The organism is Labrenzia sp. PHM005 (assembly GCF_006517275.1).
Lineage (GTDB): Bacteria > Pseudomonadota > Alphaproteobacteria > Rhizobiales > Stappiaceae > Roseibium.
Genome location: NZ_CP041191.1, coordinates 2,414,776 through 2,426,697 on the forward strand (window position 1 = coordinate 2,414,776; position 11,922 = coordinate 2,426,697).

Here is an 11,922-nt window from a genome sequence, read left to right on the forward strand (position 1 = left end):
ATGAGTTCGCTTGCTACTTCTGCTCCGGCACAACAAAAAGCTCCAAGTCCGCGTGAAGCAATGTTCCTCCGGGCGAAGGTTCACAAAGGATTGCTGTTCGGGTTCGGCGTTGTGTTGCTCCTTGTGTTGATTGCACTGGCAGCTCCATTGCTCGCCCCGCATGATCCCTATCATCAGGATTTGTTGAGCCGCATGCAGCCACCGGTATTTCTTGGTGGCACTTGGGAGCATCCGCTCGGAACGGACCATCTTGGCAGGGACTACCTCTCCCGGCTGATCTATGGCGCCCAGGTATCCCTGCTGATTGGGTTTGTCGCGGCACTGATTTCGGGTGTGATCGGAACTGCAATGGGGGTGGCCGCAGGGTACTTTGGTGGCCGAGTCGACCTTGCTGTCACCTTTCTCATCAATGTTCGACTGGCAATGCCGGTTGTTCTAGTGGCGCTCGCCGTTGTCGCTTTGTTTGGTGGATCCCTGTTTGTTGTGATCACTGTTCTTGGTCTGCTTTTATGGGACAGGTTTGCCGTGGTTCTGCGTGGTGCCACCATGCAAGTGCGGTCAATGGAATATGTGGCTGCCGGTGAGATCCTCGGTACCCCGCTGATCCGTCTGCTGTTCAAGGACATTCTCCCCAATATCGCCAACCATCTGATTGTGATCGCCACGCTCGAAATGGCTCATGCAATCATTCTGGAAGCCGCGCTTTCCTTCCTCGGGCTAGGTGTGCAGCCGCCGGTCCCCTCCTGGGGCCTGATGATTTCCGAAGGTAAGGAAATGCTCCTGTTTGAACCGTGGCTGATTGCGATCCCGGGTATTGCGCTTTTCCTGCTGGTCCTGGCGATCAACATGCTGGGGGATGGTTTGCGGGATGTAACGGCTCCTGAAGGCCGCAACTGATTTGAACCGGTAATGTGAGGACACGAAATGACTGATCAAAATGCTCCGGTTCTGTCGATTTCCAATCTGTCGATCGGCTTGCCTGTTGGAGGTGACCGCCTCCACGCGGTGGAGGACCTCAGTCTGGAAATCCATCCGCGGGAAATTGTCTGTATTGTTGGGGAGTCCGGCTCTGGAAAATCTGTAACCTCCTTTGCAACGATGGGGCTCTTGCCGAAAATCCTCAAACCAACATCAGGTGAGATCCGTTTCGATGGACGGGACTTGTTGTCAGTTGGAGAGCGTGAGCGCAGCGCGCTGCGCGGTGACAAGATGGCCATGATCTTTCAGGAGCCGATGACGGCCTTGAACCCGTGCTACACCGTGGGCGATCAGATCGAGGAAGTCTTCGCTGCCCATCGGAAGATGAAAAAGGCGGACCAGCGCGCACGAACGCTCGAGCTGCTCAGGGAAGTGCATTTGCCGGAGCCCGAGCGGCTCTACGGGTGTTATCCGCATCAGTTGTCAGGCGGTCAGCGTCAGCGGGTCATGATTGCCATGGCTCTGGCACTCGATCCCAAACTGCTAATTGCGGACGAGCCAACGACGGCTCTGGATGTGACCACTCAGGCTCAGATATTGCACCTGATCAAGGAGCTGAAAGCCAACCACAACGCTGGGATCATGTTTGTTACCCACGACTTCGATGTGGTTGCTGAAATTGCTGACCGGGTCGTTGTGATGAAACACGGCCGCATTGTTGAACAAGGGTTCGCGGATGAGGTTCTGAACAGGCCGCAGCACCCATATACGAAGAGCCTGATCAACGCTGTTCCGCGAAAAGGAGATCAGGCCCCGGCCGATCTTGATGAGAAACCCAACGCAATGATTGTGGAAGGTTTGGAAAAGACCTTCCATAGCAAAGCCAATTTCTTCAAGTCCGGACGTACGGTGCATGCCGTGAAAGACGCGTCCTTTGCAGTGCGCAAAGGGGAAACGATTGGCATCGTTGGTGAATCAGGATCGGGAAAAACAACCCTGGTCCGTTGTCTGATCCGTCTGCTGGACCCTGATACCGGGCAAATTCAGATTGGGGATTACAACTTCGCAGAGCTTACCAGAACCGCGCTGCGTCCCCATCGAAAAGACATGCAGATCGTGTTTCAGGACCCATATGGGTCGCTTAATCCACGACGTACGATCGGGGATTTGCTGATCGAGGGGCCGTGCAACTTTGGTGTGAGCCGCAAGGAAGCTCTCGAACGCGCAAAACGTTTGCTGAAGATCGTTCGGATGGATGAGGATGCGCTGAATCGATATCCGGCCCAGTTTTCCGGCGGACAACGTCAACGTATCTGCATTGCGAGAGCTTTGGCGGTCGAGCCGAAAATCCTGATCGCCGATGAGGCTGTATCCGCCCTTGATGTTTCGGTTCAAAAGGAAGTCTTGAACCTGTTGCGCGACATTCGCGATGAGTTTGGACTGACAATATTGTTCATCACCCATGATCTGCGCGTTGCTGCTCAGATTTGTGACAACATACTCGTAATGAAAAATGGAGAGATCGTTGAACGCGGGTCAGTCGATGCCGTGTTTGGCAATCCTCAACACGACTACACAAAAACACTGCTGGCCGCGCAGCCGGGACAAAACTGGACTGTTCCTACATTTTCCGACACCGAGTTGGAGCTTTCAGCTTGAGTGTTTTCCTTTCAGGTAGACCCCGAACGCAAGAGGGGGACAAACGCATTTTCAGAAGGCTTGTTTTGTGACGCATAGTTTTTCCAGAAGCCAAACGGTTCGAAAACCGGTTGTTTCGACCGAAAAAGGCGTGGTGGCCGCGCAACATGTTCGCGCTGCAGAGATTGGTGCAGATGTGCTCGCAATTGGTGGCAACGCTGTTGATGCGGCAGTTGCGGTCTCGTTTGCTATGGGCGTTCTCGAGCCCTGGATGAGCGGCCCGACCGGCGGCGGAGCCATGATGATTTGGCTGGAAAAAGAGCAAAAGGCGCATGCCATCTGGTTTGGAATGAAGTCTCCAAAGGCGCTGAAACCAGGCGATTATCCTTTAAGCGGGGCAGGGCAATCCAGTGACCTCTTCCCGTGGAAAGCCGTTGTTGATGACCGTAATGTGCAAGGTGCAACTGCCATTGCCGTTCCTGGAACAGTCGCAGGTGCTGGTCTTGCCCATCAGCACTTCGGCAGCATGGCTTGGAAGGACTTGCTTCAGCCGGCCGTTGAGGTCGCCCGGGACGGGCTTCATGTGGACTGGTATGCGGCATTGATGATTGCGTCTGCCTGCCGCGCATTGGCAAATGACCCCGATGCTGCAGCCCAGTTTTTGGAAGATGGGCAGTGGCCGACAATTGCAGGATGGACAGCTCTTTCCGAAAAGCGGATTGATCAATCTCAATCAGCTGACACTTTGGCCCATTTGGCTGAAGCAGGTGCAGGGGATTTTTACCACGGAGATATTGCCCAGGTGCTCGCCAAGGATGTTCAGGCGAAGGGAGGCAGTTTGTCTGTGGAGGACCTCGCCGCCTATCAAGCCGTTTTGCAGACACCAAAATCCATAAGATATCGGGATGCCCTTTGGCATGTGACGCCTGAATTTACTGCCGGACCGACCCTGGAAAGAACTTGCGAGCTGCTTCAAACTGCATTTGTCCCGCATGGTGTGGAGCCGGATGGAACCGTGATGAGTGCCTATGCGAGGTCGATCCAAACGGCAAACGCGGAGCGGATGGCCACCATGGGAGATCAGGAGGATCCAAAAGCCCCCTCCTGTACAACGCATTTTTCAATTGTTGACCGTGATGGCAACATGGTTGCGATGACGCAGACCCTGTTGTCGCTCTTCGGCTCGCGGGTTGTCTCCCCTTCAACGGGTCTGCTCATGAACAATGGCATCATGTGGTTTGATCCGGAGCCCGGCCGCCCGAATTCGCTTGGTCCGGACAAGACATGTTTGATGAATGTCTGCCCGCTTATCGGGGAGGTTGGGGATCGCCGTTTTGCAGTAGGAGCGTCAGGCGGCCGGAAGATTATGCCGGCTGTTGCCCAACTCTCTAGTTATTTGAGTGATTATGGAATGAGCCTTGAAGAGGCGTTTCATCACCCGAGAATTGATGTTTCGGGTGGTGATGTTGTCGTTGCAGATGAAAAGTTGCCGGTTTCCGTTCTGGACGAACTGAAATCACAGCACACAGTCGTCACCACGCCACGAACAGTGTTCCCATATGCCTTCGCTTGTCCCGCAGGTGTCCTGCGCGAGAACGGGCTTAACATGGGCTGCACAGAAATCATGTCCCCTTGGGGAGATGCAGTCATTGAAGGAAAGGCTTAAATCCATGGCATCTCGCGCGAATACCATTGCCCGGGCCGAGGCCTACTTTGATCAAGGCAGCTTTCAGGAAGATTTGGCGCGGCTGGTTGCCATAGAAACCGAAAGTCAAAACCCGGATCAGTCGCCGGAACTCTATCGATACCTGACGGAAGAGATGAAGCCTCTTTTGGAAGGAATGGGGTTCACGACCAGTTTGTTCGACAATACGGATGATCGCGGCGGCCCGCTGTTGTTTGCCGAGCGGATTGAGGACCCGTCCTTTGAAACGATTTTGACCTATGGCCATGGGGACGTGATCCGTGCCCAAACCGAGCAATGGCGCGAAGGTTTGCATCCCTTTCGTCTGGTTGAAGAGGGCGAGCGACTCTATGGCCGGGGTACGGCTGACAACAAGTGCCAGCATCTGATCAATCTGAAAGCGCTTTCGTGTTTGCTGGAAGAGCGCGGTTCGCTTGGGTTCAACGTCAAGGTGATCATTGAGACCTCTGAAGAAACGGGCTCGGTTGGATTGTCCGAATGTTTCAGAGCGCATAGTGACAAGCTCAAGGCCGATGTGCTGATTGCGTCTGATGGACCCCGGCTCCAACCAGACTGGCCAACGATGTTCATGGGTTCGCGTGGCGGCGTGAATTTCGATCTGAATGTGAACCTGCGTGATGGCGCCAATCATTCCGGCAACTGGGGTGGTTTGCTGGCTGATCCGGCAATGATCCTTTCCCACGCGATTGCCTCCATCTGCGATGTGAAAGGGCAGATCCAAATAGAGGAATGGCGCCCGGACAGTCTTACGCCAAAAATTCGGGAAGCCTTGAAGGATCTGCCGATTGGAGATGGCGGGCCTGAAATAAGCGCTAACTGGGGAGAAGAGGGGCTTTCGGCACCTGAACGGGCGTTTGGCTGGAATTCCTTTGCAGTTCTGGCCATGAAAAGTGGTGTTCCCGAGGCTCCCGTGAACGCCATATCGGGTCATGCATCGGCGCACTGTCAGCTGCGTTATGTCGTTGGGACGGATTCTGACGACATTCTGCCAGCGCTTCGAAGGCACCTCGACAAACACGGGTTCTCCATGGTTGAGATCGTCCCGGCTGATCGTGTGTTTTTTCAGGCAACCCGCTTAGATCCGGATCATCCTTGGGTGGATTTTGTAAGGGACTCTTTGACGGAGACCAGCGGTAAAAACCCGCACGTTCTGCCAAACCTTGCAGGGTCTCTTCCGAATGACAGCTTCACCGATATTCTGGGCCTCCCCACCATCTGGGTTCCGCATTCCTATGGGGGATGTTCCCAGCACGCGCCGAATGAACATATTCTGAAATCGGTCTCACGCGACGCGTTGCGCCTGATGGCAGGGTTATTCTGGGATATCTCGGAACGGCGCTAACCAATTGATGGCGTTGAGCCACCCTGCCGGATCCTTGGATCGGCAGGGTGAAATCATAATCCCGACTTTTGCGTGTCTGGGTTTTCAACCACCCGAACTTGGCGAAGAGCTCTCCACTCGACATTCTGGATACGGGGCGGAGGCGATTAGTACAAAACACAGGTGCGGTTGGCCAATTGCAGACTTTTTCAGGTCCAAATTGATTTGGAATGAATGTTTTCCTTGATCTTACCTGTTGTCGGTTCTGCTCAACCTCTGTCTGAACAGCGGATACATGATCCGAATTGACGGGGGGCATTGAGCCCTGGCAACTCCAAATGGCAGTATTTGTTCCCAGATATTTCTCGAGAGAATAGTTGGCTCGGCCACAGCTATTTCGACAAGGCCGCTGCTGCGGTGTCATGATACTCATGTAGTTCCACAATGCAGCCGTCCTTCACGGTCCAGAACAAAGCCAGTTCGGTCTCACGCGAAACGCCTGTGTGGCGGCTGGTGATCGTGAGGCTTATTTGGGTTGCGGCCCGTTCGCCAGAAACGATGATATCTGTGAGACGGTACTCATCGATATTCCAGTCTGCTTGTATTCTGCTGATTGTCTCCCAGAAAGCGTTCTTGCCGCTGCAGTCGGCGCAATAAGGTCCGGTTTCCGCATTGGCGTGAATGCAATAACGAATGTCATCATGCAATAAGGCGGAAATGGTATCTGCATCCCCGCTGTTATAAGACAGAATTGCTTTGCGAACGATTTCTTCTGTTGTCATGGGTATTTCCTCAAAATCCTAGAATTATGAAACAACTATCTTGCCGACGCATGGTTCGCGTCGGGTAATCTTCGCAATCATCTTTGTCCAGTTGAGTTGCCGTCATTGTTTATCGTTTAGACAGCGCTCAAAGGTTCCGGCCTCCAGTGAGCCGAGCTGCTGAAACAGACTTAGGAAGTCAAAATGGTTGAAAGCTTCGAGAATTTGATTGTCTGAGAAACGGCCATAGACAGTACCTGTCATTTTGATGCGCTCACCCGTCTTTCGCGACGTGCCCTGAAACAAACAAAGTGCGCACAGCCATTCATTTGAAGTCATGCTGTGCGTGACTTCAATTTTCACGTCCTTAACAAGATTAAGCAGTGCCTTTTGAAATACTTTGAAATCATCTGGGCCGAGCATCTCGTGCTCGCGGAATTCGTTCTCGCCGACCTTCGTTTGCGTGCCTAATCCGACGGCGCGGCCATCTTGGAGGAACATTTCGTCGATGGCTGATTGGTCTTCTTCACTCCAGACGCGTTGGAACCAAGTCTCAAGAATTTCTAGATTTGTCATAATAAAAGATCCTATCTGTAATAAATGACGTAGTTTGCCATGAATGGTTGAAAATTTGAAGATGCATGCAATTCTAGTTTGCCGGATGCTCGGAAGAGCATCGGTTCTTTTTCCGGTTCGCATGTTTTTCGAGTTTCTTCTTCCTTCTAGGGGCAAGTTCATGGCGACGTCGAAGTCTGCCCGATTATGGAAATAGAGCAGATGATCAAACCGGTTGACGGTCAAGACGTGTTGGTACCGTCTGTCTGCAGCTGTGTTCGGCTATGCACTCTGATCAGTTCTATGCGCATACTAAAGAATGACTAGAATCAGTATTGAGCAACTGAAGACATTCCTCGAAGTTGTGCGTTTGGGTGGGATGCGAAAAGCGGCCGTGTCATTAAATCTGACCCAGCCCACTGTAACAGCCAGGATCAAGACCCTAGAAGACGCGCTTGCTTGCGAATTGCTGGAACGGAGCCCAGGCGGTCTAAAGCTGACCAAACGGGGTGAGCTTTTATTAGCTCATGCCGAGAAAATCGAACGTTTGACGGAACTGGTCGACCGGGATGTTGTCGATCCTGCGGGTGTGGAGCGCCGGCTGCGGCTTGGCATTGCCGAGACGATTGCCCAATCCTGGCTGCCTGATTTCGTCGCCCAACTGCATCGCAAATATCCAAAGCTTGAGATTGATCTGAACGTCGATATCTCTACTAATTTGCGCAGCGGCATTCTCAATCGGGAATTTGACTTGGCAATCCTGTTGGGGCCTGTCTCTGAGTACACGGTCGAAAACATTGAATTACCCGGTTTTGATTTGGCCTGGTACGCGGCCGCAAATGCAACGGTAGATACAGACCCTCTTCACCATTTGTCTCGCCCGGTGCTCACTTATGCGCGCAACACCCGGCCATACCGTGAACTGAAGGACTTGCTGTTTGAGCATGTCGGTCCTGACGTGTCGCTGTTTCCCTCTTCGTCTCTGTCGGCGTGTTTCCGTCTGGTGGAAGCGGATCTCGGAGTGGCCGCATTGCCGCGTGCCCTTGGTCAGCCCCTAGTGGAAGAGAACCGGGTACGTGAATTTGACCCGGGATTTGCGCCCAGTCCTTTGCGTTTTTCTGCGTCGTTTCTCGGAGAACCGCGCAGCCATATCGTCGAGACTGCTGCGCAAGTGGCATACGAAGTTGCTGTACACTATTTGAGTGATAAAAAAACCTGATCACTTTTGAACAAAAAATTCAATTTGATTTTATATCCTCCGCTTGAGACCTTGCGTCCAACAATTGGGGGACACAGTGTCTGTAAGTTATCAGAACCTGAAAACGCAAACGCTCGATGATGTTCGCGCTGCCATTCGTGCAGGGACCTATGCGTCCCACACCGCTGGATTGGGCCAGGGGCGCTTGCAGGCCAACCTTGCAATCCTTCCCGAAGCCTATGCTCTCGACTTTATGCGGTACTGCCAGAGAAACCCAAAGCCGTGCCCCTTGGTCGGCGTATCCGACACGGGCAATCCATTCATATCCACTCTTGGCAAACGGTTAGATGTTCGGGCGGATGTTCCTGCTTATAATATCTATCGGGATGGCAAGCTGGCAGGCTCGGCCACCGACATATCCGAAATCTGGCAGGACGATCTCGTTGCCTTTGCGATCGGATGTTCGTTCACATTCGAAAACGCCTTGCAGCGCGCGGGAATTGATGTTTGGCACATCACCAACAACACGACTGTGCCGATGTACCGTTCCAATCTTCAAACGATCCCAGCCGGCCCGTTTGCCGGTGAGATGGTCGTTTCAATGCGGGCAATTCCCAATGACCGCCTAGGTGAAGCGAACGCGATCTCAGATCGGTTTCCTTACGCGCACGGCGCACCGGTTTCCTGGGGCGATCCCTCGAAGATCGGTATTACCGATATTGAAAGACCTGATTGGGGTGACCCGGCCCCGGTTCCGGAAGGATTTACGCCGGTTTTCTGGGCGTGTGGCGTGACGCCGCAAGTTGCGATCGAAAACGCGCGTTTGCCGATTTGCATCACCCACAAACCCGGGCACATGTTGATCACCGATGTGGCCGAGGACGCAGAAGTCCCGGTCTTGAAGCAAGACTGAACGACCCTCAGCAAGGAGACTACCATGAACCGCATGCTTACGTTTCTCGCCGCAACCACGATCCTGGCGACGCCAGCCATAGCCGAAGAGCTTTCGGTTGTCGGCAGTTGGTCGGGCCTGCCGCTTCACAAGCAATATGAGGCTCCTTTCTGGAGCGAGACACTTCCGGAAGCTTCCGGCGGTAAAATCAATGTATCGCTGACAACCCACAACCAGATGAATCTCGGCGTCGCCGACGTATTTCGTTTGCTTGGTGATGGGGTCTACGATGTCGGTATGACCGTTGCCGACTACGCGGTTGCCGATGCGCCCGAACTGGAAGGTCTTGATGTGCCTCTTCTAGCGCTGAATGCGGACGACGCCCGTGCGATGGTCGATGCCGCGCGCCCAATGGTGGCAGATATCTACCGCGACCGTTTCAACAGCCATGTTCTGGCAATTGCTCCTTATCCGCCGCAGGTGGTTTTCTGTAATGCTGAGGTCGCCAGCTTGGCCGACCTTGAAGGGCTCAAGATCCGGGCCTCAGGCCGCATGACAGCGAAGTTTCTGGAAGCGCTGGGCGCCGAAGGCGTCAATGTGTCATTCTCCGAAGTTCCAGGTGCCCTGCAAAAGGGTGTCGTCGATTGCGCGGTGACGGGCGCAGGATCCGGATATTCAGCCGGCTGGTGGGAAGTCTCCACGCATCTCATGCCGATCCCGCTTGGCGGCTGGGACAGTGTCGTGACTGCAGTCAATTTGGACAAGTGGAACGGTCTGGATGCGGACACGCAGGCGCTCATCAGCGAGCAGGTCAAGACCAATTTTGAAGCCCCAGCATGGGCAAGCGCCCAAGATGCGCTGGTCAATGACATTGCCTGCCTGACCGGTAAAGGCGAATGCCCCATAGGGGAAGCGCGCAATATGGTCTTGGTCGATGTGTCAGACGCTGATTTCGCTAAGGCGCGGGACGTTCTGGTGAGCGAAGTTCTGCCGGATTGGGCAAGCCGTGCAGGTGGCGATTGGGCCGACCGCTGGAACGCTTCGGTTGGTAAAACCGTCGGCGTTACAATCGCAAACTAATCGTTAGAACCAGAGGGCCCCATGGAAGAAAATGTCTTGAACAGTTTGCGTCAATGGAACCGGCGCATTGCCATCCTGACCGGATTTGGTCTGTTGGTCTGTGCGGCTGTGGTGCTCATTGACATTGTACTTCGGCAATTCGGGGCTTCCTTTGGCGGTACAGACGAAATCTCAGGCTATGTGATGGCCATCGCCACCTCTTGGGGTATGGCCTTCACATTGCTTGAACTCGGGCACGTGCGTATCGACATCCTGCGCGCCCGAACACATGGGCTTGCGCGGGCACTTTTTGATCTGTTTTCCTTGGCGGTGCTTGCTGGAACGGTGACCTTGATTGCCTGGCGATGCTGGCCAGTCCTGGCTAGATCCCTTGCAAATTCCTCCCGTGCCAACACACCCCTTGAAACACCGCTTGCATGGGTGCAGGCACCGTGGTTCGCCGGGTGGGTCTGGTTTGCCGCCGTCGCATGGCTCACCGTCGTTCTTGCGGGAATCCTGATCTTCAAACGAAAGCTTGATAAGAGCGAACAGGCCATCGGCGCCTATGCTGAAGTGGAGCAGGCTCAGTGATTGTTTATCTTTCTGCGGGTTTGCTTGGTCTGTTGGCCATGTCGATCCCTGTCGGGATCGTGCTCTTTCTGCTCGGCTTCGGCATCGATGTTTTCTTTAGCCCGTTTCCGCTTATTCGCGGCCTTGGCAATCAGGTCTGGTCGACCTCCAACAATGCCACACTGATCGCGATCCCTTTCTTTGTTTTGCTGGGTGAAATCCTGGTGCGGTCCGGCATTGCCGCACGCACCTATGCAGCTCTCGACCGATGGGTGAGCTGGCTCCCGGGCGGATTGGTGCATGCGAACATCGCAACGGCCACCATGTTCTCCGCAACGTCCGGCTCCTCCGTTGCAACGGCGGCCACTGTCGCAACCGTTGCAATGCCCCAAGCGGAGAAACTGGGATATGACCCCAAGCTGTTTTCCGGCGCGATTGCCGCCGGCGGCACACTGGGCATCATGATCCCACCGTCGATTAACTTGATTGTCTACGGGTTTTTAACCCAGACTTCGATCCCGCAGCTTTTTCTAGCGGGCCTGATACCCGGGATCGGACTTGCCATCGGCTTCATGCTGATCACCGCAGTCATCTGCCTGATGCAGCCGTCACTCGGTGGGGAGCGGCGGGTGTTCGGTCTTACCGACATGCTCGGCTCGCTGGTGCAATTGGTACCGATCTTTCTTCTGTTCACCGCCATTATCGGCAGTATCTATCAAGGCTGGGCAACGCCCACCGAGGCGGCAGCCGTCGGAGTTGCCGGCGCGATCGCGATCGCTGCTCTGTTCGGCGGGATCAGCTACAGGATGTTCGCAGAAAGCATCATTGGCACAGTCAAGATCACGTCCATGATCATGTTGGTTGTCATCGGCGCATCGTTCCTGAATTTCACATTGGCGTCCGCAGGTCTGGGCCGGGAGTTGCAAGGCTTTCTCGACGGGTTGGGTCTGTCGCCCATGGGCACCATTTTCGTTGTGGTGCTGATCTACATCGTATTGGGGTTCTTCATCGAAACCCTTTCTCTGATGGTCGTGACCATTCCGATCATCGTGCCGCTTGTGGTGGCACAGGGCTTTGATCCGATCTGGTTCGGGATCCTGATGATCGTGCTCATCGAAATGGCTCTGATCACACCCCCTGTCGGTCTCAATCTCTATGTTGTTCAAGGGGCCCGGCGCTCTGGAAAAATGAGCGAAGTCATGCTTGGCGCCGTTCCATACGTGATCGCGATGTTGTTGATGGTGGCAGCACTGATTGCATTCCCCGGCATAGCGCTGTTTTTGCCATCAATCCTTGGAGGATAAG

Annotated in this window: 11 protein-coding genes; 9 read left to right on the plus strand and 2 right to left on the minus strand. The window is 54.2% G+C overall.

What is annotated here, in order from left to right; all coding sequences use genetic code 11:
- The 4 genes from FJ695_RS10895 (at window position 1) to FJ695_RS10910 (ending at window position 5,603) form a co-directional block, all read left to right on the plus strand.
- The gene (locus FJ695_RS10895; protein WP_141185474.1) at window positions 1-897 is read left to right on the plus strand and encodes an ABC transporter permease; all 897 of its coding nucleotides are present in this window, start codon (window positions 1-3) and stop codon (window positions 895-897) included.
- A 27-nt stretch (window positions 898-924) separates the two neighbouring features.
- Window positions 925-2,577 (plus strand): ABC transporter ATP-binding protein, encoded by a 1,653-nt coding sequence (locus FJ695_RS10900; RefSeq protein WP_141185475.1) that lies wholly within the window; start codon window positions 925-927, stop codon window positions 2,575-2,577.
- A 67-nt stretch (window positions 2,578-2,644) separates the two neighbouring features.
- Window positions 2,645-4,222 (plus strand): gamma-glutamyltransferase, encoded by a 1,578-nt coding sequence (locus tag FJ695_RS10905; protein ID WP_141185476.1) that lies wholly within the window; start codon window positions 2,645-2,647, stop codon window positions 4,220-4,222.
- A 4-nt stretch (window positions 4,223-4,226) separates the two neighbouring features.
- Window positions 4,227-5,603 carry a M20 family metallopeptidase gene (locus tag FJ695_RS10910; protein ID WP_141185477.1) on the plus strand — a complete coding sequence of 459 codons (1,377 nt, stop codon included), beginning with the start codon at window positions 4,227-4,229 and terminating at the stop codon, window positions 5,601-5,603.
- A 371-nt stretch (window positions 5,604-5,974) separates the two neighbouring features.
- Here the strand turns inward: FJ695_RS10910 and FJ695_RS10915 are convergent, their stop codons facing one another.
- Both FJ695_RS10915 and FJ695_RS10920 read right to left on the minus strand, forming a co-directional pair.
- Window positions 5,975-6,364, minus strand: coding sequence for a nuclear transport factor 2 family protein (locus tag FJ695_RS10915; protein WP_141185478.1), 390 nt, complete (start codon window positions 6,362-6,364; stop codon window positions 5,975-5,977).
- A gap of 102 nt (window positions 6,365-6,466) precedes the next feature.
- Window positions 6,467-6,919 (minus strand): ester cyclase, encoded by a 453-nt coding sequence (locus FJ695_RS10920; protein ID WP_168206319.1) that lies wholly within the window; start codon window positions 6,917-6,919, stop codon window positions 6,467-6,469.
- Between the two features lie 298 nt (window positions 6,920-7,217).
- Here FJ695_RS10920 and FJ695_RS10925 point away from each other — a divergent pair, with 298 nt between their 5' ends.
- The 5 genes from FJ695_RS10925 (at window position 7,218) to FJ695_RS10945 (ending at window position 11,921) form a co-directional block, all read left to right on the plus strand.
- Window positions 7,218-8,117, plus strand: a complete 900-nt coding sequence (locus FJ695_RS10925; protein WP_141185480.1) for a LysR family transcriptional regulator — start codon at window positions 7,218-7,220, stop codon at window positions 8,115-8,117.
- A 76-nt stretch (window positions 8,118-8,193) separates the two neighbouring features.
- Entirely contained in the window at window positions 8,194-9,009 is an 816-nt protein-coding gene (locus tag FJ695_RS10930; protein ID WP_141185481.1) for a putative hydro-lyase, read from the plus strand.
- 24 nt (window positions 9,010-9,033) lie between these two features.
- The gene (locus tag FJ695_RS10935) at window positions 9,034-10,068 is read left to right on the plus strand and encodes a TRAP transporter substrate-binding protein (RefSeq protein WP_141185482.1); all 1,035 of its coding nucleotides are present in this window, start codon (window positions 9,034-9,036) and stop codon (window positions 10,066-10,068) included.
- A 21-nt stretch (window positions 10,069-10,089) separates the two neighbouring features.
- Window positions 10,090-10,638 carry a TRAP transporter small permease subunit gene (locus FJ695_RS10940; protein WP_141185483.1) on the plus strand — a complete coding sequence of 183 codons (549 nt, stop codon included), beginning with the start codon at window positions 10,090-10,092 and terminating at the stop codon, window positions 10,636-10,638.
- Window positions 10,635-11,921, plus strand: coding sequence for a TRAP transporter large permease (locus FJ695_RS10945; RefSeq protein WP_141185484.1), 1,287 nt, complete (start codon window positions 10,635-10,637; stop codon window positions 11,919-11,921). The genes FJ695_RS10940 and FJ695_RS10945 overlap by 4 nt, the downstream gene beginning before the upstream one ends.
- Window position 11,922: the final 1 nt, after the last annotated feature.